The following is a 25,463-nucleotide window of genomic DNA, read 5'->3' on the forward strand; positions in this document are numbered from 1 at the left end:
AATCTGTGATGAATGGGGTTATGTGCCATTGGACAGAGAAGCTGCACAATTGCTGTTTCAAGTTATTTCCGACAGCTATGAGCGCAGGAACGTTGTTTTGACAACCAATCTTGAGTTCAGCCGCTGGGTGAGTATTTTTTATGATGAACAAATGACCGCAGCCATAATTGATCGGCTGGTACACCATAGTTATCTCTTGCTTTACGATGGCCCTAGCAACCGCATGCGCGATTCGCTTATGCGGCAAGATGGATAAAATTCCCCACCCATATAGGTGAGGAAAAACTTTTGCAAAAGTGAGGAATTTTCACTTGCAAAATACACATTGCATATTGGCATGTACATTTGGCAAGTGATGATAAATATGGTAAGCTAAGTTTAAAAGTACCGAAATGAGGTTGATTGTAAATGAAAGCATTTATTTTTGATATGGATGGGGTTATTATTGATAGTGAGCCTTTACATAATGAAGGGATTTTAAAAACGTTATCATATTTCAAAGTTTCTTTTGAACCGGAAAACCTTGAGCAGTATGCAGGAACGACTACAGCATTTCTTTTTAATAAAATAGTCGAAGAACGAAATTTACAGTTATCCATTGATGAAATGGTAGCCTATAAAGATCAGTATATTATTAAAGGAATTCGCGAAATGAATTTGGTGCCAATTCCGGGAATTCTTGATTTACTGTCAGCCTTGAAGGTGAGGGAAATTCCTCTAGCGATTGCATCATCTTCTGCTTTTCCAGTTATTGATGCGGTTGTAGAAAAATTTCAACTTTCCAATCAATTTGATATAATCATGAGTGGTGAATCGTTACCGCAAAGTAAGCCGGACCCAACTATTTATTTACTCACAGCTAAGCAGCTTGGTGTAAACCCCGTGGATTGTGTGGTCTTGGAAGATGCCAGTTTAGGTGTACAGGCTGCAAAAGCCGCGAAGATGTTTTGTATTGCTTTTCAAAATAAAAATTCTGGTAAGCAAAATTTATCACAGGCAGATCAAATTGTAGCAAAAATTTCCGATATTGATGTCAGCGTATTGTAGTCCGAAAATAAAATATTTTTAAATTTACAATAAAAACAGGTCACGTATAAAATATACTTGACTTGTTTTTATTTTTTTCTAAGCATTTCTTTTGTCAATAAAAGATATATCTTTTATTGACAAAAGAAATGCTTAGAAGTATAATTTTTGTAGGAAGAAAGAAAAACAAGCTGAACCAATAAAAATCAGGAGGTAGGACTATGAATATCTATTTAGTTTGTAACGCCGGAATGTCAACATCTATTTTAGTCAAAAAAATGCAGGATGCAGCAAAAACTCAACAGATTGATGTGAATATTGAAGCTTTTTCAGTCGAAATATTGGATGAAAAGATAGATAGCGCCGATGTTATTCTGTTGGGACCGCAAATTCGCCATATGTTTAATGATGTCAAAAAAGTCGTTGCGGATAAATGTCCAGTCGAAGTAATTGATATGCGCGACTATGGAATGATTCGCGGTGATAAGGTTCTGGAAAAAGCATTGAAGATGGTTCAAAATAATAAGGGGGAATAAAAATAATGGGTTCTGTAATTTCATCATTTGAAAAAATCATGATGCCGGTCGCAGCAAAGATTTCGAGTAATAAATATTTGTTAGCTATGCGAGACGCATTTTCTATGTTACTGCCATTTATTATTGTTGGTTCGTTTTTTGGTATTATGGAATGGGTTATTCTTGATCCGTGGGGTACGGTCATGGGACCAAATGGTTTGAATTTTGGTTATGCTTTATCCGGTGGTCTTACAGGTGATGCGTACAAGGTTTCTGATTTTGTCGCAGCAATGCAATCATTGCAGGGGCTTTGTAATAATGTTGTAACCGTTGGTTTTGGAATGTTTTCATTTTTGCTGGTAGCGGCATTTTCTTATCGCCTTGCTGGGATATGGGGTGGAGATAAATTCTCAACAGCATTGACAGCACTTGGAGCTTTTATTATTGTTACACCACAGCAAATCATCGGTAAGGCTGGTGACAAGATTGGTGGATTCAGTCTGGATTATTTTGGTAATCGGGCAGTTCTTTCTGCGCTGATCGTAGCTACGGTTGCTTCTTGGATTTTTGTGAAGCTATCTAAAAATAAGAAAATGTGTATCAAGATGCCGGATACAGTACCACCGGCAGTTGCAAAGTCATTTGAAGTTTTAGTGCCAGTATTTATAACACTCAGTGTTTTCACAATTTTTACTGCAACTTTAACCTGGCTGGGATTGAAGCCGTTAAACGATCTTATTTATCAAATTATTCAAGCTCCACTGATGGGTTTTTCACAGGGGCTTGGTTTCTCGCTTTTGTATCAGTTTGTAGTTTGGTTCTTTTGGTGGTTTGGTATTCATGGTCATAATGTTACAGCCGCTGTGCAGAATATGGTTTATATGCCAGCACAACTGGCCAATCAAGATGGGACAGCTGCTTATATTTTTAGTAATGGCTTTTTTGAAGCTGGTTTAATGCACATTATGGGTTTGGTCATTGCTATTTTCCTTTTTTCCAAAAAAGAAAGTTGGCGGGCTGTTGCCAAACTTGGTGTACCAGCCATGTTATTCAATATTCAAGAACCACTGGCCTTTGGTTTGCCAATAGTGCTCAATCCAATTTTATTGATACCGTATATTTTGGCACCGTTAGCAAATACGATAATTGGTTGGCTGGTTATTTCAGGTGGTCTGGTGCCGATTTTCCGCTTTGTGGTTCCATGGACAATGCCTCTGTTTTTTGGTGGCATGATCGGTACAGGTTCTCTAGCTGGTGGACTTTTACAAATAGTCTGGTTAGTGGTAGATATCATAATATATGCACCGTTTGTCATAGCTTCGAACAAGATTAAAGATGGTTATGAAGAGGAATAAATAAAGTCCGTTGCAGACGGCTAACAATGTAGAGTTGCATCTTGTTTTTGTGGTTAGGTTAAGTATGAACTTGAAAATGGTTATTTATGAATTTGGAGGAAAGATGAATGGATGAAAAAATAGTAGAACAGTCCATGCAGTTAATTTTATATGCTGGTACAGGTCGTTCCATGGTTTTGGAAGCAGTGAAAAAACTATTGGAAGATAATGATGTTGTCAAGGCGAAAGCTGCTATCACAGCAGCTGGTAAAGAAATCGGTAAAGCACATGAAATTCAAACAGCACTTATGGCAGCAGAATGTGATGGAGAACCGGTAGAAAAATCAATTCTCTTGATTCATGCACAAGATCATTTTATGAATGCTTTGACTGTCCGCGATATGGGATTGCTTATGGTACAAATGTATGAGAAATTAGAAAAATAAGGTTTAGACTTCGTTAATATGGATTAAGGGAGGTGAGCATGTCATGCGTGAAGAGATGATTTATAATCCGAATTTCTATCAGCTGCGGGAATATATGATTCAAACAATTCTCAGGATTATTGCTGATAATAAAAAATCGAAACCGCATGGTGTTTTGTTTTTTGGTGATTCCATTACCCAATGGTATAATATCGAAAAATATTATCCGGAAATCTCCGTAAAGTATAATTCAGGTATTGCCGGAGCTACATCCGAATCATTACGTTGGATTTGCGATGAAGCGGTAATCAAATATCATCCCCAGCTTATTGTTTTAATGGTGGGGACGAATGATTTTGGCAATACTAATATGCGAAGTCCTCGTGATGTTGGTTGTAATGTGCGAGTTTTACTTGATTTAATATGGGGTAATTTACCAAATACAAAAATTTTATTATTAGAAACCTTGCCCTGCGATGAAAAACGACAAGGAGCGTTTGTGGGGAAAAAGATGCGATCCAATAAAATGATAGCCTTATTAAATGAAGAGTATAAAAATTTGGCACAGCTTTTTCCTGACTTGATTTTAGTTCCGACTTGTGCAGCGTTTTTCAATGAAGAGGCAAATTCAATCATTCCCGCATATACAATTGATGGATTACACTTGAGTGATGGTGGATATAGACGATTAACACAAATCATTCAGCCCGTTTTGCAAAAATATGTAAAACAATTGTAATTTATTAGAAAAGATGCATCATTGTATCAAATAACGATAGACAAAAAAATAGAGGTGGCAATTTTGAGTATAAAATATAAGTTCCCAAAAAATTTTTGGTGGGGGGCAGCGACCTCAGGTCCACAGACAGAGGGACGTTTTAATAAAAAGCATGCAAATGTTTTTGATCATTGGTTTGATATTGAAAAAAATGCATTTTTTAATGGGGTTGGACCAAATGTTGCATCCAATTTTTACAATAGTTATAAAGAGGATATAAAAATGATGGCTGATATTGGACTGAATTCAATTCGGACATCGATTCAATGGACACGATTAATTAAAGACTTTGAGACGGCGGAAGTTGATACAGAAGCCGTTGCTTTTTACAATCAGGTGATTGACGAATTTCTTAAAAATAAGATTATTCCTGTAATGAATTTGCAGCATTTTGATTTGCCGGTTGAATTGTATGATAAATATGGCGGCTGGGAATCCAAACATGTGCTTGACCTATTTGTTTTATTCGCCGAAAAATGCTTTGCACTTTTTGGTGACAGGGTAAAACATTGGATTACCTTTAATGAACCAATGGTTATCGTGGAAGGTCAATATTTGTATAAATTTCACTATCCCAATATTGTGGATGGTAAAAAAGCCGTTCAGGTATTATACAATTTAAATTTGGCTTCGGCTAAAGTTGTGGCGGCATTTAAACAGTCAAAATGTGCAAAACAAGGCGGTGAAATTGGTGTTGTTTTGAATTTAACACCTTCTTATCCGCGGTCACAAGCCGAGGACGATATAAAAGCCGCTGCTTTTGTCGAAGATTTTTTTAATAAATCTTTTCTGGATCCAGTGGTAAAGGGTGAATTTACACCATCACTGGTTCAAACATTACGAAAAGATGGTGTATTATGGGAATCTACGGCTGAGGAACTGGCGATTATAAAAAATAATACAGTTGATTTTTTGGGCGTCAATTATTATCAGCCACGGCGGGCTAAAAGCAAAGGGGCTGTCTGGGACAAGACAAAAAGCTGGATGCCAGATAAGTACTTTGATGACTATGAACTCCCGAATCGTCGAATGAATCCTTATCGTGGTTGGGAAATATACCCACAGGCGATGTATGATATAGCAATCAATATTCGAGATAACTATAATAATATTCACTGGTATATATCAGAAAATGGAATGGGCGTTGAGGGGGAAGAAAAGTACCGTAATGCGGATGGTTTAATCGAAGATGTTTACCGTATTGATTTTTATGAAGAACACTTACGTTATCTGTATAAAGCGATTCAAGATGGGGCAAATTGCTTTGGTTTTCATGCTTGGACAGCGATTGATTGCTGGTCATGGTCAAATGCTTATAAAAATCGTTACGGTTATATAGCAGTTGATCTGATAACTCAAATAAAAACAATAAAAAAATCAGGCTATTGGATTAAAAACGTAGCGAAGGAAAATGGATTTTAATAAATAAATATAAAACAAGGCTGTCTTGTACATGTTTTATCAGCAGTGTTTCTTCGAAACATAACTGAAAAATGTAAAAAGATAAGCCTTGTTTTTTTTGCTGCTAAGATATACTTTTTTATATATAAGAGTAGTTCTAATTTTAAGTTAGACGAGATCATGATATAATAAGAATATGTACGAACAAAGGAGAAAGTTCGATGATAAAATATCAAGAGATTGCTAACGATATAAGAAAAAACATTTTAGCAGGACAATATTTGTCGGGGGTGCAGCTTCCACTCGAAAAAGAAATGTGCGCACAGTATAATGTAAGCCGTATCACCATAAAAAAAGCAGTGGATGAACTGGTCAAACTAGGTCTTGTTATTAAACGACGTGGAGCAGGTACTTTTGTTAAGTCCATTGATGATGAAGATGCAAAGGATCTGAGCATGGCTAGACAATTTACAGGCTTTACAGAAACTAACAAAGGGAAAACACTTCGGACTGAAATTATTAAGTTTGATGTTGTACATCCTGATAAAGAAATTGCCGCTAAGCTGCAAATCGCGACGGATGATTTTGTTTATGATATTATTCGAGTTCGTTTTGCTGATGGGATGCCAATTGTAATCGAATATACAAAAATGCCGATCAATTTGATTCCAGGAATTAAAAAAGATGTTTTGTTAAAATCCATTTATTTTTATATTCAGCATCAATTGAAGCTTAAAATCCAGTCGGCACATCGCTCGATTCGAGCTATTTCACCGAATGCCTTGGAAATAGAGCATTTAAAGGTTAGGGACTCATTCCCTCTTTTAGAAGTAGAACAGATTGCTTTTTTAGATGATGGACGTGCCTTTGAATATTCCATTTCACATCATCGCAGTGATCAGATTGTTTTTAAGTCGGTTAGCATTCGGCAGTAAAATCTTCAGCGATACTTTCCCAAAAGCTTAACTATTTTTAGTATAATAAGTAAATAGAAAAGAAAATATATAATACAGTAAAAGGAGCAATAAAAGTATGTTATATCCATTAAAACTCATAGCACCACTCAAAGATTATATTTGGGGCGGTACTGCTTTAAAAACAAAATACAACCAAAAATCCGAACTTGAAAAAGTTGCAGAAAGCTGGGAGCTTTCTTGTCATAAAGATGGGCAGAGTCTGATCGCAAATGGGGCAGCTTCTGGTATGACTTTAACTGACTATATTGAGCAGCAAGGTAAAAAAATTTTAGGCAGTAATGCGGAGCGTTTTACCTATTTTCCATTGCTTATTAAATTGATTGATGCAAAAGATAATTTATCGGTGCAAGTTCATCCGGAAAATGAATATGCACTTCGCGTTGAAGGTGAATATGGCAAGACGGAAATGTGGTATATCGTTGATTGTGAACCAGGAGCGGAACTTTTATATGGGTTCAAACATGAAATATCAAAGGAAGAATTTAAACAGCGTATTGAAAATAACACGTTGTTAGAAGTGTGCAATAATGTACCAGTCAAAAAAGGGGATGTATTTTTTATCGATGCTGGTACGCTGCATGCTATAGGGAAAGGTATTTTAACGGCAGAGATACAACAAAATTCGAATACAACCTATCGTATTTACGATTATGGACGTTTGGGTAAAGATGGTAAGCCGCGTGATTTACATGTTCAAAAAGCACTTGATGTAACGAAGCTGAGTCGTCCAACAAAACCTACGGCTCCTGAAGCAGAAATGCATTTTTTTGCTGATTATGATATGAAATTATTAGCACAGTGCGAATATTTTACAGTGTATCATTTTGATCTTATACGTCAATGCAATTTGAATGCAGATACAGATACGTTTCATTCTATTCTCGTATTAGAAGGTGAATTGGCTCTTTCATATGGAGAAGGTAAAATGATATTGAACAAAGGTGAAAGTGCATTTATTCCCGCGGGTATGGGGAACTATAGTTTACACGGTGAGGGCGAATTCATTTTAAGTATGGTGTAAATCTATCCAATAAAAAATAAGGTTATTGCAAATGTGTTTTTGCAGTAACCTTATTTTTTCGAAAATGCAATATTTGAGAACGAAACAAGCTATTATATATATAAGTTGCATTCAATGTTTTATTACGCAGGAAGCAAACGACCCTATATCCCGTTCCTGGCAGCCTACTAGGCTAGATGCAATATAGTAATGTATTTGAAAGTGAGTGGAATTATGGAAGAAACGTTAAAACGAGTAGAGATGTTGTTATTGTCATTTTATCAGGATAATCCATTTGTCCAATATTTAGGTATCAAAGTAGAATCGGTGGAATTTGGCAAAGTACAGTTATCAATGCAGATTCATCATGAATGTACAAATGTTTATAAAATCGCCCATGGCGGGGCGTTAATGTCAGTAGCGGATACGGCTATGGGGGCGGCTTGTTTGAGTGTGAATAAAAAAGTTGTGACCCTCGATTTTAATATAAACTTAATGAAAGCTGTACCGGAAGATCAATTGATCTATGCTGTTGGCCGGATTTTACATAATGGTGCGCGAACGATTGTGGCTGAATGTGATATTGTTGATGCAGCCAATAAAATTTATGGTAAGGCTCGAGGTACCTTTTTTGTTAATGAGAAATTTGCTGAGTAAGCAAACTATATAATAGGTGATTTAACTTATTATAAATTCGATAAAGTATATGTAGTCAAACGCTTGGTGTTACTTGTGGGGGCAACTGTTTGTGCAATTTTTACTTTTATACTATAATAAATTTAATAGAATTTTGTGATAAGTGAGGTTATGATAAATGATTATTACACTGGATTGTGCTATGCTAGATAATCTTTCCAAGACGGAACGACAGATTGTACAGTTTATTAATGAGCATGAGACCGATTTATCACATATGTCGATTGTGGATATTGCCTTTGAGACGTTTTCTTCCCCGTCTACGGTCTCACGAGCGATTCGCAAATGTGGAATCAATGGATTTAATGAATTACGCTATAAATTAACAGTGCCAAGTGAGAATAAAGAATTGGTGAGTATTAATGAAATTATGAATAAGTCTTTGATTGAAGCAACTGAGGTTTTACAAAGAATATCTCTTACGAATATTTTAGATATTGTTAAGGAAATCATATTGGCAAAAGATAAAAAAATATATGTATTTTCACGTGGCTTAACAGAACAAGTGGCTCGTGAGTTTAGTTTGAAATTGGAATTACTGGATTATAATATAACTGAAACTGGTGATCCGAACATTATGGTGAAACTAACCAAATCCATTCGACAAGAGAATCTGATTGTCATATTTTCATTGAATGGTCAAACAAGAGAATTGGTTGAATCTGCACAAAATGCTTATTTAGCAGGGGCAAAAGTTATTACAATTTGTTGCTCAGATAAAAGTCCACTACTGCAGTATTCTTCAAAGTATCTTATTGGATATAAGCATGAAAAAATTGCTATAAAAGAATTTGAGGTTACATCCAGATTACCTTTGTTTATTATTGCAAGAATTTTAATTGATTATTTAGTAGAGCAAGAAAACTAATTCGTTTGTGTTTTATATATTTACCTTAACTGAATCTGACTTACCATGGACAGTATGAAAATCTATTTGCAAAATGCGAAAAGATTTTCATGCTGTTTTCTTTTATGATAGAGCTAGATAAAAGAAAACAGATACGAGGGAGAAAATACTATGAACACAATTGTATCGACAAGACAAATGCTCCAGGATGCACAGACAAATCATTACGCGGTACCGGCTTTTAATATTCACAATCTTGAAACATTTCAAGTGGTTGTTGATACAGCAAAAGAAATGGGTTCACCCGTTATTATAGCTGTAACACCATCAACGATTGAGTATGCGAGAGGTGAATATGTTGTGGCGATGGCCAACGTTGCTGCTAGAAATACAAAAACGCCAGTAGCCATACACTTGGATCATTTTGAAGAAATATCAAATATAAAACAAGCGATTGATATTGGTTTTCGCTCTTGCATGATTGATGCTTCGAAAGATATTTTATCAAAAAATATAGCGATAGTAAAAGAGGTTGTAGCTTATGCGCACCGATATGATACGACAGTAGAGGCGGAACTTGGCAAATTAGTAGGTATTGAAGATGATCTGGTAGTAGATGAAAGAGAGAGTATTTATACGAATCCCGCCGATGCAGTGAAATTTGTTGCAGCGACAAATATTGATTCATTAGCGGTTGCGATTGGAACAGCACATGGTTTATACAAAGGTGAACCAAAGCTGGATTTTGATCGATTGAAGGAAATTCGTGCACAAATTGATATACCGCTGGTTTTACATGGTGCATCGGATGTACCAGATGAACTGGTGAAAAAGGCTATTTTATTTGGAATTTGTAAAGTAAACGTAGCAACAGATCTTAAAATACCTTTTTCCAATGCAGTTAAGAAGTTTTTCTTGGAAAATCCAAAGGCAAATGATCCAAGAAAATATATGACGCCGGGTAAAGAAGCTATGAGAGCAGTCGTAACACATAAAATCAAAGTTTGTGGAAGCTTAAATCGTTATTGAAATCGGAGTGAATAGCCATGATTTATACATTGACAACAAATCCAGCGATTGATATGAACTTGATGGGAAATGCTATCCGGCCTAACCAGGTGAATCGTACAGCTAATACTGTGTATTCACCAAATGGTAAGGGGATAAATGTTACTCTGGTTTTAAAGCATTTTGGCGTAAATTCTGCGGTACTTGGATTTTTTGGCGGATTTACGGGACACTATATTATAGACGAACTTGAAAAACGTGAAGTTCAAGTATTACCAGTCTGGGTTGAGGATAAAACGAGAATTAATATTTTTGTAAATGATGGCAGTGATGAATATAAATTCGTTAACAGTGGTTCTTTTGTACCAGTTGAGAAACAGGTAGAATTTATTGATAAATTAAAAAATCTTACAGATTGTGAATATCTAGTGATTAGTGGTAGTTTACCAGCTGGGATTGGCGAAGAGTATTACGAAAAAATTTTAGATATATGCCAAGAGAAAAGTATAGAGGTTATTTTAGATATTAGTTCAAGTAAATTAAAAGATTTATTGAAGTATAAACCATTACTGATAAAGCCAAATGATGAAGAAGTTCAAAAAATATTTGGTATTACGATTCAATCAAAAACTGATATTAACAGGGTCATGAGTTTTTTAAAAACAAAAGGAGTTAAAAATGTACTTTTGACATTAGGCGAGAAAGGTTCTTATTTTAGTGATGGGCATACGATCTATGAGTGCAGTGCACAGCCAGTGCAATTGATTAGTTCTGCTTGTGCTGGTGATGCTGCTTTAGGTGCATTTTTGAGTGAGTGGTTGATAACACAGGATATAGTGCAAGCACTAAAAAAATCAGCAGCAGTCGGAGCCAATGTGGCAGAAAGTGATGCTCTGGGGGATTTTAAAAAAGTAGATTCATATATAAATAATATACGGGTGCGAAAGGTAGGGACTTTATCATGAAAAAAATTTTAGGCGTAACAGGATGTCCAACTGGAATAGCGCATACTTTTATGGCAGCCGAAGCTTTAAAAATGGCAGCAAAAGAATTAAATGTTGAAATTAAAGTTGAGACAAATGGTGCGATTGGCGTCGAAGATGCTTTGACTTGGGATGATATCCAGCAAGCTAAGTGTATCATAGTTGCCTGTGATAAAAAAGTTGATATGGAACGATTTAATGGAAAACCTGTTATTGAAGTGTCGGTAGCACAAGGTATTCAACGAGCTAAAGAGCTGGTTTTAGAAGCAGTAAGTGGAAATGTTACGGTACGAGGTGGAATCGAAGTGCATCACCACATTGGTGCTTTTGATGAAAAACCTAGTATTGGTCATGTGATTTACAAACACCTTATGAATGGTGTTTCGCATATGATTCCTTTTGTTGTAGCTGGCGGTGTATTGATAGCCATTTCTTTTTTATGGGGTATTTATTCTTTTGATCCAAATTCGGAACAATATAATCCAACGGCAGCTCTTTTGAAGCAGGTAGGTGGATACTCGATGGGACTTATGGTTCCGATACTTACAGCGTATATAGCACAGTCCATAGCAGATCGACCAGGGCTTATCGTCGGATTTGTGGCAGGGACGATTGCTGCAACTACCGGGTCCGGATTTTTGGGTGGTATTATTGGAGGATTTTTAGCCGGATATACTGCGCTTGGGTTGGTAAAAGCTTTAGCTGGTTTGCCAAAACAATTTGAAGGATTAAAGTCAATTTTTGTTGTACCACTGATTAGTGTTGCGTTTGTCGGCGTAATAATGTGTTTTCTGTCAGGACCGGTTGCAGCAGTCAATGAATATATGATGGTGTTTTTATCAAATTTACAAAATTCGAGTCCGATTTTACTTGGTATTGTAATTGGCTGTATGTGTGCTTTCGATATGGGCGGTCCAGTCAACAAAGCAGCTTATGTTACAGGTACATTACTTTTAGGTCAAGGTAATTATTATTTTATGGCAGGGGTATCGGCTGCTTGCATTACTCCACCGATTTTAATTGCGATAGCAACAACCGTATTTAAAAATAGATTTACGAAAGATGAACGTGCAGCTGGGGTAGTAAATTATATTCTCGGATTTACGCATATTACCGAAGGTGCTATTCCTTTTGCAGCGAAATCACCACTTAAAGTTATTCCAATTCTAATGTTAGGGTCATCAATTGCAGCTGTTTTAACATATTTACTTAAAATACAAGTACCAGCACCACATGGTGGATTTTTAATTCTTGCACTAGTTGATCAGCCGGTTGCCTGGGTTTTAAGCATTTTTATCGGTTCAGGCATAGGTGCGGTTTTATATGGCTTTAGTAGAGAAAAGCTTATTGACAGTGAAGGAGACGAAAGGCATGGAACTATTTCGTGAAGATACGATTTATCTGGATTTTAAAGCACAATCGAAACATGAGACCATTGTCAAATTGGTAGATTTGCTAGATCAAGCTGGAATTTTAAATGACAAAAATATATACCAACAGGAAATATTGGCACGTGAAGAGCAGTCAACAACAGGCATTGGTTTTGGAATTGCCATTCCACATGCACAAACAACAGCAGTGAAGGAAACCAGAGTGGCTTTTGCTATATCGAAAAATGGAATTGATTATGACAGCGAAGATAAGACGCCAGTTTATCTCATTTTTATGATTGCTGCCTGTAATGATAAGGCTGATCTGCATTTGCAAATGCTTGCGCAGTTATCACGTAAACTCATTGATCCAGTTTTTCGCAATCGATTAATGGCATGCACAACAAAAAAGACTGCCTTACAGATCTTACAGGAAATAAAATAAAAACAGAGTGTATATTCAAGCTTCAACTTGTCTATACACTCTGTTTTATTTAAAATCCTAAAGCGGAAAATGTTACAATGAGAATTGCTGATTTTAAGTGCAGGTAATTATGTGATGTATAGCATTGCGCGTGTAAATTGGTTTGAAAGGCTAAGATACCTTGACGATTTACACTGCTGAGATGTTTGATGCAGAATCTGGCAATGAAACCTACTAATAAAGCAGAAATTACAGTTCCTTCACGAAGACCCTCAATGCTAGCGAAATAAATAATGGATAAGATTCCGCAGAGTATAACCATAGATATATCAAAGCAGGTTTTAACCTTACCAAAGTCGAATTTCCAATGGGTAGCGATTGCATTGACAGTTGCTTCACCTGGCAGCATGACAACGTTGCCGATAATTTGTAGTGCGACACCCAAGCCGAGTGCGCTGCAGCCAAGCAGCAAGGTTAAAAGTTTTAGCATATAGATTTCGGGAACATAGGAGCTTAGTACGAACATAATCAGATCAATGAATGCACTAAATATAAAACTCATCGGAATTTGCAGTATCTGGATATAGGCAAAATTTCGTTTTAAAATGAGAAGCTGTATACTCATGAGAATAATATTTAAGATAAACATTAAGGTACCTAAGGAGAGATGATATTTGAGATTTAAAATATAGGGAAGACTCGAAATTGGTGAAGTACCAAGGCCGCCTTTTATGATTAGGCAGAGTCCCAACGAGGTAAGGAAAAGACCAAAAATAAATAAGACATAACGCTGTAATAATGACATAGTATAAACCCTTTCTGACGATACTGTATAAAATAAGAAAAACCCACGTATAATAGTGGGTTTTTCTTATTACTTATATAGTATATAACTGAAATATATAAATATCAACATGTTTGTTTTTATAAAAAAGATTATTCCTCAACAAATTCAATTTTGCAATCCGCAAGGGATTTTATGCGGGCTAAAGATTCAATACGGTAACCTGCCTCAGTGAGTTTACTTTTGCCAATTTGAAAAGATTTTTCAATTGCTATACCGATGCCGACTACTTTTGATCCAGCTTCTTCAACCATCTTAGCAAGTCCTAAAGCGGAGTCACCATTAGCAAGAAAGTCATCAATGATCAATACATTTTCAGCGGCAGGTAAAAACTTTTTGAGAACAGAAATTGTATTTGTTTCTTTTTTTGTATAAGAAAACACTTTTGTCGAATACATTGATTCGGTCATCAAAATTGATGTGCGTTTACGAGCGAAAACGAGAGGCACGCCTAGTTTCAATGCGGTAGTAAGGCCAATAGCAATTCCTGATGCTTCAATAGTCAGCACGCGGTCAATTTTGCAGTCGTGAAACCGTTTGACGAATTCTTCTCCCATTTTTAAGGACAATTCCGGATCAATTTGTTGATTGAGAAATGAATCGACCTTTAGAACATTGCCGGGAAGCGAGAACCCTTCTTGCAAAATACGCTGCTTTAATAATTCCATAAAAAATAAACCTCCAAAATATTACGAAAAGGGGCTGTAATGACTGAAATGGACAAAGCCTCTTGTGTATAAAATCTATTGTTAAAATTTTAGCATTTTGTTCGCTGGTTGTAAATGTTAAGATGAAGAGTTTTTGCATTATGTGATAAAATCTATATAAACGAGTCATATATTGAAAAATTTAATGTAAATATTATGGAAAAAGGTGTATTTGATGAATAAGAACAAAGAAATTGAGTTGAAATTGCAAGTCATGGATGAACATGTCTGGCCGATGATTGTTATGTATATAAAAAATTTGCGAGGGGTGAAACATTCGGATAAAATTCACTTGCGGGCAAATTATTTTGATACGGTAGATGAACGGCTAAGCAAAGCGAGGTTATCATATCGAGTCCGTCGAGAAAATGATGTATGGATTGCTACGATTAAAGGGGATGGGTCATCGCTTGGTGGACTTCATTCTCGCATGGAAATCAATGTTCCGGTTTATTCATCAAAACCGGATCTAAGTGTTTTTCAAGCAAATGATATTCATAAAAAAATTTTACAAGTGTTGGATGGAGGTGTACTCGAAGGGATTGTTCAGACGGATTTTGAACGCGAGGCACTACTGTTTGAACAAAATGAAACATGGATCGAAATTGCTCTTGATCAAGGCAGCATTATCGTTGCGGATAAAAAAAGTCCGATATTAGAGGTAGAGCTTGAACTTAAAAAGGGGAAGGCCGCTGAGCTGCTGTCTTTAGGAGCGCAATTAGCAGGGCAGTTTCCCTTACGAATTGAGTCAAAAAGCAAATTATTCCGCGGGCTCATTTTGGCGGGGCGAGCAAAAGAAAAACCGATTTCTTTTTTAGATAGTTCAAATCCACTTTATTATGTATATGAATTGTTGGACTTAATTTCTCAAGAATGGACAGAGGAAAAACAAGTGGATAGCAGACAGCATTTAAAGATACTGGCTGGATTGCTTTCTTATCGCCAACAAATAATAGGAGTGGAAATTGAACTACAAGAAATCTATAATAAACTTAATGAAACAGGTAAATATGATAGGCAAAAATACATGTTTAGTTTATTACAGATTTGGAAAAATATGATTTTGTAACAGGTTGGTTATATAATTAAAAAAATACAACTTAAAAGTGAAAACTTATGTATTTTAGCAGGGAATAAATTTTTTTCATAGAATATATAAAATATATAAAATTGTTAGAAAAATTTTTATTAAAACAAGATTATATATATTATATATATGCTGTAAAACTGCCTGAATATGAGTCTTTTGAGCATGAAAGGATGATCTTTTTTGAGGCAGTGTTTTAGTTTTAAAAGATTTTTTATCGGAATACTTTTTTTCAATGTTTTTATGGTATCGGCAGCACAGGCTGGTATCATCAGTACGAAGCAGGAAATTGCGATTGGGCAAAGTGCTGTGAAACAGATTGAAACACAGTATAAATTAGTAGATGATCCGGTTTTGCAAGAGCGGGTTAGTAAGATTGGCCGGAGAATTGCTGCAGTCAGCGATCGCCCTAATTTACCTTATACATTTAAAGTTCTTGATGTGGATGAGGTGAATGCTATGGCACTACCAGGGGGATTTGTATATATCAATAAAGGACTAACAGATTGTATGCTGACCGATGATGAACTTGCTGGAATTATCGGTCATGAGATTGGTCATATTGTGAAACGTCATTCGATGGCACAACTGGAAAAGACATTAGGAATGGCGGTTCTCATGGGTGGACTTTTTGGTGGACGCGAAATTGGTGCAGAAATGATTGCACTTAATGCAATTGCTGCCGGTTATAGCCGCAGTGATGAACGTGAAGCAGATAAGCTTGGCTTTGAACAATCTGTCAAAGCAGGCTATAATCCGTATGGATCATTGATAGGTCTAATGAAATTAGCGGAATTGAATCCTGACGTAAAAAGCGATTTGTTTTCCGATCATCCGGAAGCTGCAGAGCGAATTAAGCTTATGCAGCAGTACTTAGAAAAAAAACATATTTATCCAACAATTATAGAAGATATAAGTACTGCATCGGCACAGGTTGTCGACGGTAGTTGGTCGTTACCGCCAATTAAGATCAGTGCGGAAAAGCTGACACCTTGTTATCGAGCGTATTTGACAGCAGGGCGGTTGTATCAAATAGCCCGGCAACCAGATTATTCTGCCGATCACTATATTTTAGATACAGATGGCAGCAACATGAGTATTTATTACGATGATAACTTGCTTATCACGCTGATGCCGGAAGATGCTTTGGCTGCGGGTACAACATTAGAGGAATTGACAAAAAAATATGTAGAAACATTAAAGAAATGGAGAATAGATACTTAAATATAGAATTATTTTATAATATGAACGATTAAGTAAGCAAGCGATGATTGTAAATCTCATAAGTAATACAGTTTATACAGGAACATGATATCAGTCCACGGTTTGTATATGATAGTGTAAACGCTTTTATATACAAGTTTATAAATATATTATGTGTTATTGTAAACAGAAAAGTATGAAAACAATTCCAGGGGGAGTTTTTATGAGAAAAACAGAATGCTTAGCAATGATTTTGGCAGGTGGTCAAGGAAGTCGGCTGGGAGCGCTAACGAAAAAAATTGCGAAACCAGCAGTACCGTTTGGGGGGAAATATCGTATTATCGATTTTCCTTTAAGTAATTGTTCCAATTCGGGAATTGACAAAGTAGGTGTACTTACACAATATCGTCCATTGGAATTGCATAGTTATCTTGGAACTGGCGGAGCCTGGGATCTTGACCGAAATGGCGGCGGTGTGTTTATTTTGCCTCCATATGCCCAGGAAAAAGGTGCGGACTGGTATAAAGGTACCGCGGATGCAATCTATCAAAATATCAATTTTATCGAAATAACGAATCCGGAATATGTTTTGATTTTGTCGGGTGATCATATTTATACGATGGATTACTCATGGATGATTGAATCGCATAAAATGAATAAAGGTGAAGCGACCATTGGTGTAATAGAAGTACCGTGGGAAGAAGCTCCGCGCTTTGGCATTATGAGTACGGACAAGAAGGGTCGCGTTACTGAGTTTGCAGAAAAACCGTCAAAACCAAAAAGCAATCTTGCTTCGATGGGAATTTATGTTTTTAATTGGAAATTCTTGAAACGTTATTTGGAAGAAGATGCAAAAGATAGTGTATCGAATCATGATTTCGGCAAAAATATTATTCCAAAAATGTTAGCAGCCGATGCGAAACTTTTTTCTTATGCTTTTGATGGATATTGGAAAGATGTAGGTACAATAGCCAGCCTTTGGGAAGCGAATATGGATCTTTTGAAAGAAAATCCATCCCTTAATTTACATGATCCATTATGGAAGGTTTACTCCGTGAATCCATCGCTGCCACCACATTATATTGCGTCTACAGCCAATGTGACGAGTTCTATTGTAAGTGAGGGTGCCATGATTTATGGTGAGGTGGAAAACTCAGTTATTTTCCATGGTGTGAAGATTGGTAAAGGTGCAAAAATTATTAATTCGGTTATTATGCCATTTACAACCATTGGTGAAAATGCTTATATTGAAAAAGCAGTTGTGGCACAAAATTGTGAAATTGGCAGCGGGGCAAAAATTATTTCAGAAGATAACTCGGTTATCGTTGTTCCAGAAGGTGAAGTTGTACTCGCGGAAAATAGCAGTAAACAAGTTGGTTGATGTCTTTTTAATGATTTGATCGGAGTGGATAACATTGAAAACGGTAATGGGTATTATTGATCTTCAGGAAAACGATAAATTAATCAAAGAAATGACAGCAAAACGACCTTTAGCAGCTGTTCCATTTGCTGGTCGATATCGATTGATTGATTTTTCATTATCAAGTATGGTGAATTCCGGCATGGATACAGTGGGAATTTTATTGCCAAATAAGTCACGTTCTATTTTAGATCATCTTCGTTCAGGCAAAGACTGGGATTTGGCACGTAAACATGATGGCTTGTTTTATTTACCTCCTGCAGAAGCTGAAAATGGGCTGCGCAATGGTAATATACAAAGTTTTTATCGCCATTTGGATTTCATTGAAAATAGTTCACAAAAATATGTGTTGATTTCCGGAAGTCGTATTGTTTATAATATGAATTTTGATAATGTATTGCGTTTCCATCAAAATACAGGTGCTGATATTACGATGGTCTACAATATGGAATCTACAGAAAATACAGCAGGTGGTACGGTCATTAAGACTGCGGAAAATGGACTGGTTCAGGATATTGCTGTTCAGGCGGTTACGTATGAAGATGCTAAGGTTGCTATGGGAATTTACTTAATGGATAAACATATTTTTACAAATATTGTAGAATCGTGTTTTTCTCATGGTGGAACGAATTTTCTGATTGATGGTCTAATGCATGTCGATGATTCTTATTCCATTTATGGTTTTAAGCATGATGGTTATGTCGCGAGGATTAATTCAACAGCCAGTTATTATAAAGCAAGTATGGAAATATTAAATCCGGAAATTTGGCAGGAAATCTTTATGAACGTGGATCGGGTCTACACTAAAGTGAAAGATGAGGCTCCGGCTCAATATAAGAAGAATGCAAAAGCAACGAATTCTTTGATTGCCAATGGTTGTGTTGTTGAGGGAACTGTCGAGAACAGTATTTTGTTTCGTGGTGTAAAAGTCGGGAAAGGCGTACATGTGAAAAATAGTATTGTTATGCAAAAATGCGATCTGCAGGAAGATGCGTTGATTGAAAATGTTATTTGTGATAAGAACGTAGTTATTACCCACGGGAAATGGCTCAAGGGCGCTTCAAATTATCCGCTCATCGTTGAAAAAGGTGTTGTTATTTAAGGAGATGAGGCCGTCTCAAATGTATTAGCGTATTCCAGTGATAAACAAACGTTTTGTTTGCGCAAGGATGCTATGCATTTGAGGCGGCTTAGCTTGTTTCTACGGTAAGCTATACAAAAGAATGTGAGGGAGCTGTCGTATTTTGATTAAAGATAAAGAGTTGAAAGATATATTAAAAACAAGGTTTACGCAAGCGGCCCACGCTATGTGGGGTAAGGACTTAACCGATCTTACGAAAAATGAAAGTTATCAGTCTCTTTCCCGCGTCATACGTCAATATATCAGTGAAAACTGGGTCAAGACCAATAAATATTATTTAGATCATAAAGAAAAACAGGTATATTATTTTTCAATTGAGTTTCTACTTGGTCGCTTATTAAATAGTAATTTGATTAATATGAATTTTAAACAAATTTGTGAAGAGGCTTTTAAAGAATTAAATATGGATTTAAATGTGATTTTAGATGAAGAACCTGATGCTGGACTTGGTAATGGTGGATTAGGGCGGCTGGCAGCCTGTTTTATTGATTCGATGGCAGCATTAGGTCTTCCTGGCCATGGGTGTGGTATTCGTTATAAATATGGTCTGTTTGAACAGAAGATTGTTAATAATTATCAAGTGGAAATACCAGATAACTGGCTTAAAGAAGGGTTTGCGTGGGAGTTTCGCAAAACTGACAAGGCAATTGAGGTCAGATTTGAAGGTAATGCCTATATGGAAAAACAAAAAAATGGAAAATTGAAAGCAATCCATAAAGATTATACTTCGGTTACGGCCATTCCTTATGATGTACCAATTGTTGGGTATCGCAATAAAACAGTCAATACTTTGCGGCTTTGGAATGCCGAAGTAAATAAAGATTTCTCTGATTATGGATTATTGTCACATGAGCAGCAACAGGCTAAAATGCATTATAAACATAATGTCCAAAAGATCACAAAATATTTGTATCCGGATGATAGCTCATATGAAGGACGCAGACTTAGATTGATTCAGGAATATTTCTTTGTCTCAGCGGGGTTGCAGAGTATTGTTCGTCATTATCGGAAAAAAGGCATGAAATTAGTTGATTTTGCTGATAATATTGCAATCCATATAAATGATACACATCCAGCGGTAGGGGTAGCTGAACTCATGCGTATACTTATTGATGAAGCGGATATGGAATGGGCTGAAGCTTGGAAAATTACAGTGGGAACGATGGCCTACACCAATCATACCATTTTGCCAGAGGCGTTGGAAAAATGGCCAATTGACATGTTTAAGTCACTTTTGCCAAGAATCTATATGATTATTGAAGAAATCAACCGTCGCTTACTGGATGATGTTCGTGAGCGGTACGATGATGATGAACATATGATTCAGGAATTATCTATTTTACAAGATGGGCAAGTGCATATGGCACGTTTAGCTGTTGTTGGCAGTCACAGTGTCAACGGGGTAGCGCAGATTCATTCTGATATATTAAAAAGTCATACCATGCATGATTTCAATACGTATTATCCGGGAAAATTCAATAACAAAACAAATGGTATTACACATCGGCGCTGGCTGATTGGAGCGAATCCTGAATTGGCCGCTTTAATTGATGATGCCATTTCGACAAAATGGCATAAACGACCGGAACGATTGATTGATTTATTGAAGTATAGTAAAGATAAAGCATTTACAAGTCAGGTGGAGAAGATTAAGTCGAAGCGAAAACAAGATTTGGCAAAATATATTAAAGAGCATAACAATCTTGTGGTCGATCCAAATTCAATTTTTGATATCCAAATTAAACGGATTCATTCTTATAAACGCCAGATTATGAATTTATTACACATTATGGATCTATATAATCGTTTAAAAGAAAATCCAAAACTTGATATTGTGCCGCATACATTTATTTTTGGGGGTAAAGCAGCACCGGGGTATCATGTGGCCAAGGAAACGATTAAATTGATTAATACGGTGGCGGAATTGGTAAATAATGATAAATCAATCCATAATAAAATAAAAATTGTCTTCATGGAAAATTATGGTGTATCTCTTGGCGAAATTTTATTCCCAGCTGCTGATATAAGCGAACAAATTTCTACTGCCAGTAAAGAAGCATCCGGTACAGGTAATATGAAATTCATGATGAATGGTGCAATTACACTCGGGACGCTTGATGGGGCAAATGTTGAAATCAGTCAAGCTGTAGGACCTGAAAATTGTGTAATATTTGGGCTGCGAGCCGAAGAAGTTTTAAACTATTATGCGAGCGGAAGTTATTCCGTTTGGGATGTCTATAACAATAATAGTCGTGTACGAACGGTTTTGGAACAATTGGTTAATGGATATTTTGTCAATGAAAATGAAGAATTTAGAGATCTCTATGATTATCTTTTAAATAGTAATGATGAATTTTTTGTCTTGAAAGATTTTGAGGCATATGCGAAAGCTCATCTGGAAATTGTAAAAAAATATCAGAACCGTTCGGCGTGGTTGACTTCAAGTGTTATAAATATTGCACATTCAGGAAAATTCTCCAGTGATCGAACGATTGAAGAGTATGCAAGAGATATTTGGAAAATAAATCCTGTGTTGATTCCATGAAGGTATTTTTCTAGGCTGGAAATAAAATGAAATTAGATTTATATAAAAGAAATTTTGCAGGCAAGCGAATGACATTTTTATTTATGGTGAAAATTCAATGAGTTGGTGAGGCATTATCATGGAGATTTCAAGACTTAGTGAGTTTGACTTATATTTATATCATCAAGGAACCAATTATCATACGCATCAGATGTTAGGTGCACATTTAATAGAACAGAATGGTGTTTTGGGAGTTCGGTTTGCTGTTTGGGCACCTCATGCGAAATCTGTTAGTGTCGTCGGCGATTTCAACCAATGGAATAGTTCTTTAAACTATATGGAAAAAGTTTCGGACGGAGAAGTGTGGGCGCTCTTTATTCCAGATGTTAAAGTGGGTGATATTTATAAATATGATGTTGAGACAGTGCACGGTGGGCATATTTTAAAAGCAGATCCCTATGGATTTTATGCTGAAAAAAAACCGCAAACCGCGTCAAAAGTCTTTGATATCACTCAATATGGATGGCATGATCGGGTATGGGAAGAGCAGAAGAAGCAGCAAACATCCTATGAGTCACCGATGCTTATATATGAAGTGCACCTCGGTTCATGGCGTCGAAATTCTGCAGGGGACTATTTAAGCTATCGTGAACTGGCGGATTCGCTTATACAATATGTGAAAAAAATGAATTATACACATATTGAATTTATGCCATTGTGTGAACATCCGTTTGATGGTTCATGGGGCTATCAGGCAACCGGATATTTTGCGGTAACAAGTCGTTATGGATCGCCCGATGATTTTTGTTATTTAGTCGATACAGCCCATCAAAATGGCATTAGCATCATTATGGACTGGGTACCGGGACATTTTTGTAAAGATGAACAGGGCCTGCGGCATTTTGATGGGCAGCCGCTTTATGAATCTGATAATGAACGTCGGGCTGAAAACTGGGAATGGGGTACAACGAACTTTGATTATGGTCGTACGGAAGTGCATAGTTTTCTGATTTCAAATGCTATGTTCTGGCTGGAGCAGTACCATATAGATGGTCTGCGGATTGATGCAGTGGCTAATATGCTTTATCTGAATTATGCCCGCAAAGATGGTGAATGGGAACCTAATAAATATGGAGATTCCGGTAATTTAGAAGGTATGGATTTTTTGCAAAAACTCAATCAGGCAATTTTTAAATATCATCCGTATGCATTGATGATGGCGGAAGAATCAACTTCCTGGCCGATGATATCAAAGCCCGTTCACATGGGGGGAATTGGTTTTAACTACAAATGGAACATGGGCTGGATGAATGATATGCTTGATTATATGAGTTTGGATTCGAGTCAGCGTAAATGGAATCATGGTAAGGTTACATTTTCATTTGTTTATGCATTTTCGGAAAACTTTGTCTTGCCGCTCTCACACGATGAGGTAGTTCATGCAAAAGGTTCATTAATCGAGAAAATGCCAGGTGATTATTGGCAAAAATTTGCGAATTTACGGGCATTTTTTGGCTATTGGATAGCCCATCCTGGTAAAAAATTATTGTTTATGGGCAGTGAATTTGGTCAATTTATCGAATGGAAATACGATGATAGTTTGGATTGGCACTTGGTACAGGAATATCCGATGCATGCGAAAATGGAGACGTATTCACAGAGCTTGAATGCCTTTTATTTGCAGCACCAGGCATTATGGGAAGTTGATTTTGATTGGCATGGATTTGAATGGATCGACTGTAATGATAATGAAAACAGTGTCATTTCTTTTATTCGCAAGGGGAAAGATCCCGATAACTTTCTCATTGTTGTGTGCAATTTTACGCCGGCAGTGTATCATGAATACCGGATTGGTGTGCCGGTAAAAGGTTCTTATCGAGAGATTTTTAATAGTGATGCGGAAATGTTTGGGGGGTCCAATGTTTTGAATAAAGATGATATTTGTACGGAGAATGTCATTTGGCACAACCAGGAACAATCGATTCGCTTTACAGTACCGCCTTTAGCTACTATTTATTTTCAATTGCAATTGGAAAAAAAAACAATAAATCGCTCTGTTGGTGAAAATATAGTTGCAGAAGCTAAAGCAATAAAAACTTCAGTAAACTTAGACATGCCAAAACATAAAAAAACAGACATAATGAAAAAAGAGGTTTCAAATGATAAGGGCGCAAAAAAAAGATCCCGCCCCAAAAATAAGTCAATACAATAAGAATGCAAAAAAGGAGGAATAAAACAATATGTTAAAAGTTCTTTTTGTAGCATCAGAAGTAGTACCATTTGCAAAAACGGGTGGCCTGGCAGATGTAGCGGGCTCTTTGCCGAAAGAGTTACGGGCACAGGGGATTGATGTGCGAGTTGTTATGCCGAAATATGGAAATATAGCAGAAAAATATAAAAAAAAGATGAAACCGTTGCTTAATACGCAAATTCGTGTGGCCTGGCGTGAAAAATTTTGTGGTGTAGAATATGTAGAACATGATACCGTTCCGGTTTATTTTATTGACAATGAAGAATATTTCAAACGTGAAGGGTTTTATGGGTATGATGATGATGCAGAACGTTTTTCATTTTTCAGTCGTGCTGTATTAAATATGTTACCAAAACTTGATTTTAAGCCAGATATTATTCATATTAATGATTGGCATGCAAGTTTGGTAAGTGTTTTTCTGAAATTAGAACATCAGAATGACCCTTATTATACAAATATCCGTACCGTTTATACGATTCATAATTTAAAATATCAGGGTGTTTTTCCCAAGAGCGTTATGAATGATGTATTGGGATTGGATATGAAGTATTTTCAAAATGGTGATTTAGAATTTTTTGATGCAGTTAATTTTATGAAAGGCGGTATTATTTATTCAGATTACATCACGACAGTAAGCCGCACGTATGCGCAGGAAATCCAATATGAATATTTTGGTGAAAAACTAGATGGTTTATTGTGCAAACGTTCCAAAGAACTTGTTGGTATCATAAATGGACTCGATTATGATCTTTATAATCCTAAGACCGATAGGCATTTGGTGGTCAATTACGATGAGAATTCAACCAGTGCTAAGCTTGATAATAAAGTAGCTTTGCAGCAAGAACTTGGTCTGCCGGTGCACCGTAAGGTGCCTGTGCTGGCGATTGTATCGCGGCTCGTTGGTACGAAAGGCCTTGATCTTATTATTCGTATCATGGATGAAATTTTACAGCATGAAGATGTACAGGTTGTTATTCTTGGGACAGGCGATAAAAAATATGAAGACTGGTTCAAAGGTTTGGCGTGGCGTTTCCCCAAAAAAGTTTCGGCGAATATCACCTTTAGTAATAGTTTAGCTCATAAAATTTATGCGGCAGCTGATATGTTTATCATGCCGTCTCGTTATGAACCATGTGGTATTGGTCAGCTGATTGCACTTCGTTATGGAGCCATTCCGATTGTTCGTGAAACGGGCGGGTTAAAAGATACGGTTCAAGCTTTTGATAAATATACACAGACTGGTAATGGTTTTGTTTTTACAAATTATAATGCACATGAACTTTTATTTGCGATCAAACAAGCTTTGGGGACTTATAGCGATCAATCCATTTGGAATACGATTGTTCAAAATGCTATGACAAGTGATTACAGCTGGAAAAAATCAGCCCAGCAATATAAAGAACTCTATACGAGTCTAAAAAAATAGATCGAACTATGGGAAGCTTAACAGGTACTGTAATACTTGTTGGGCTTTTTCCATAGCTTGATTAATAAAAAGGTGA

At 36.4% G+C, this 25,463-nt stretch carries 24 protein-coding genes; 22 read left to right on the forward strand and 2 right to left on the reverse strand.

Annotated features, from left to right (window positions below; all coding sequences use genetic code 11):
- From BMY14_RS08270 to BMY14_RS08340, 15 genes are all read left to right on the forward strand, one after another.
- Positions 1-256, forward strand: a 256-nt coding sequence (locus BMY14_RS08270; RefSeq protein WP_177177524.1) for an ATP-binding protein, incomplete at its 5' end; no start/stop codon positions are given.
- A 152-nt stretch (positions 257-408) separates the two neighbouring features.
- Positions 409-1,047, forward strand: coding sequence for an HAD family hydrolase (locus tag BMY14_RS08275; RefSeq protein WP_091830798.1), 639 nt, complete (start codon positions 409-411; stop codon positions 1,045-1,047).
- 200 nt (positions 1,048-1,247) lie between these two features.
- Complete coding sequence (locus BMY14_RS08280; RefSeq protein ID WP_091830800.1) at positions 1,248-1,562, forward strand: PTS sugar transporter subunit IIB; 315 nt, start codon at positions 1,248-1,250, stop codon at positions 1,560-1,562.
- A gap of 5 nt (positions 1,563-1,567) precedes the next feature.
- A complete protein-coding gene (locus BMY14_RS08285; protein WP_091830802.1) occupies positions 1,568-2,896 on the forward strand; it encodes a PTS sugar transporter subunit IIC in 1,329 nt (442 codons plus the stop codon).
- Between the two features lie 107 nt (positions 2,897-3,003).
- The gene (locus BMY14_RS08290) at positions 3,004-3,321 is read left to right on the forward strand and encodes a PTS lactose/cellobiose transporter subunit IIA (protein ID WP_091830803.1); all 318 of its coding nucleotides are present in this window, start codon (positions 3,004-3,006) and stop codon (positions 3,319-3,321) included.
- 43 nt (positions 3,322-3,364) lie between these two features.
- Complete coding sequence (locus tag BMY14_RS08295; RefSeq protein ID WP_091830805.1) at positions 3,365-4,039, forward strand: SGNH/GDSL hydrolase family protein; 675 nt, start codon at positions 3,365-3,367, stop codon at positions 4,037-4,039.
- A 54-nt stretch (positions 4,040-4,093) separates the two neighbouring features.
- Positions 4,094-5,500 carry a glycoside hydrolase family 1 protein gene (locus BMY14_RS08300; protein ID WP_245741322.1) on the forward strand — a complete coding sequence of 469 codons (1,407 nt, stop codon included), beginning with the start codon at positions 4,094-4,096 and terminating at the stop codon, positions 5,498-5,500.
- Positions 5,501-5,700: 200 nt separating this feature from the next.
- A complete protein-coding gene (locus BMY14_RS08305) occupies positions 5,701-6,414 on the forward strand; it encodes a GntR family transcriptional regulator (RefSeq protein ID WP_019552945.1) in 714 nt (237 codons plus the stop codon).
- A gap of 97 nt (positions 6,415-6,511) precedes the next feature.
- Positions 6,512-7,477: a type I phosphomannose isomerase catalytic subunit gene (locus BMY14_RS08310; protein WP_091830809.1), complete on the forward strand. Its 966-nt coding sequence runs from the start codon at positions 6,512-6,514 to the stop codon at positions 7,475-7,477.
- Positions 7,478-7,666: 189 nt separating this feature from the next.
- Positions 7,667-8,113: a PaaI family thioesterase gene (locus BMY14_RS08315; protein WP_245741323.1), complete on the forward strand. Its 447-nt coding sequence runs from the start codon at positions 7,667-7,669 to the stop codon at positions 8,111-8,113.
- Between the two features lie 157 nt (positions 8,114-8,270).
- On the forward strand, positions 8,271-9,020 hold the full coding sequence (locus BMY14_RS08320; protein ID WP_091830813.1) for a MurR/RpiR family transcriptional regulator: 750 nt from the start codon (positions 8,271-8,273) through the stop codon (positions 9,018-9,020).
- 150 nt (positions 9,021-9,170) lie between these two features.
- A complete protein-coding gene (locus BMY14_RS08325; protein WP_091830815.1) occupies positions 9,171-10,028 on the forward strand; it encodes a tagatose bisphosphate family class II aldolase in 858 nt (285 codons plus the stop codon).
- Positions 10,029-10,045: 17 nt separating this feature from the next.
- Complete coding sequence (locus BMY14_RS08330) at positions 10,046-10,972, forward strand: 1-phosphofructokinase family hexose kinase (RefSeq protein ID WP_091830817.1); 927 nt, start codon at positions 10,046-10,048, stop codon at positions 10,970-10,972.
- Positions 10,969-12,378, forward strand: coding sequence for a PTS fructose transporter subunit IIC (locus BMY14_RS08335; RefSeq protein WP_091830818.1), 1,410 nt, complete (start codon positions 10,969-10,971; stop codon positions 12,376-12,378). Before BMY14_RS08330 ends, BMY14_RS08335 begins: the two co-directional genes overlap by 4 nt.
- Positions 12,362-12,805 (forward strand): PTS sugar transporter subunit IIA, encoded by a 444-nt coding sequence (locus tag BMY14_RS08340; protein ID WP_218144890.1) that lies wholly within the window; start codon positions 12,362-12,364, stop codon positions 12,803-12,805. Before BMY14_RS08335 ends, BMY14_RS08340 begins: the two co-directional genes overlap by 17 nt.
- A gap of 49 nt (positions 12,806-12,854) precedes the next feature.
- Here BMY14_RS08340 and BMY14_RS08345 read toward each other — a convergent pair whose 3' ends face one another.
- On the reverse strand, positions 12,855-13,589 hold the full coding sequence (locus BMY14_RS08345) for a YczE/YyaS/YitT family protein (RefSeq protein WP_091830823.1): 735 nt from the start codon (positions 13,587-13,589) through the stop codon (positions 12,855-12,857).
- 131 nt (positions 13,590-13,720) lie between these two features.
- Positions 13,721-14,296 (reverse strand): xanthine phosphoribosyltransferase, encoded by a 576-nt coding sequence (locus BMY14_RS08350; RefSeq protein ID WP_091830825.1) that lies wholly within the window; start codon positions 14,294-14,296, stop codon positions 13,721-13,723.
- A gap of 214 nt (positions 14,297-14,510) precedes the next feature.
- Between BMY14_RS08350 and BMY14_RS08355 the strand changes: the two genes are divergently transcribed.
- The 7 genes from BMY14_RS08355 to glgA all read left to right on the forward strand — a co-directional run bounded on the left by BMY14_RS08355 (position 14,511) and on the right by glgA (position 25,387).
- Entirely contained in the window at positions 14,511-15,404 is an 894-nt protein-coding gene (locus tag BMY14_RS08355; RefSeq protein ID WP_091830827.1) for a CYTH domain-containing protein, read from the forward strand.
- Between the two features lie 261 nt (positions 15,405-15,665).
- Entirely contained in the window at positions 15,666-16,646 is a 981-nt protein-coding gene (locus tag BMY14_RS08360; protein WP_245741324.1) for a M48 family metallopeptidase, read from the forward strand.
- A 202-nt stretch (positions 16,647-16,848) separates the two neighbouring features.
- Positions 16,849-18,006, forward strand: coding sequence for a glucose-1-phosphate adenylyltransferase (locus BMY14_RS08365; protein WP_019552933.1), 1,158 nt, complete (start codon positions 16,849-16,851; stop codon positions 18,004-18,006).
- A 34-nt stretch (positions 18,007-18,040) separates the two neighbouring features.
- Complete coding sequence (glgD, locus tag BMY14_RS08370) at positions 18,041-19,147, forward strand: glucose-1-phosphate adenylyltransferase subunit GlgD (RefSeq protein WP_091830831.1); 1,107 nt, start codon at positions 18,041-18,043, stop codon at positions 19,145-19,147.
- Positions 19,148-19,289: 142 nt separating this feature from the next.
- Entirely contained in the window at positions 19,290-21,731 is a 2,442-nt protein-coding gene (locus BMY14_RS08375; protein ID WP_091830833.1) for a glycogen/starch/alpha-glucan phosphorylase, read from the forward strand.
- 118 nt (positions 21,732-21,849) lie between these two features.
- Positions 21,850-23,922: a 1,4-alpha-glucan branching protein GlgB gene (gene glgB / locus BMY14_RS08380; protein WP_091830835.1), complete on the forward strand. Its 2,073-nt coding sequence runs from the start codon at positions 21,850-21,852 to the stop codon at positions 23,920-23,922.
- A gap of 28 nt (positions 23,923-23,950) precedes the next feature.
- Positions 23,951-25,387 carry a glycogen synthase GlgA gene (gene glgA / locus BMY14_RS08385; protein WP_091830837.1) on the forward strand — a complete coding sequence of 479 codons (1,437 nt, stop codon included), beginning with the start codon at positions 23,951-23,953 and terminating at the stop codon, positions 25,385-25,387.
- Positions 25,388-25,463: the final 76 nt, after the last annotated feature.

This window comes from Propionispira arboris, assembly GCF_900109225.1.
In the GTDB taxonomy this organism is placed as follows: Bacteria; Bacillota; Negativicutes; order Selenomonadales; family Selenomonadaceae; genus Propionispira; species Propionispira arboris.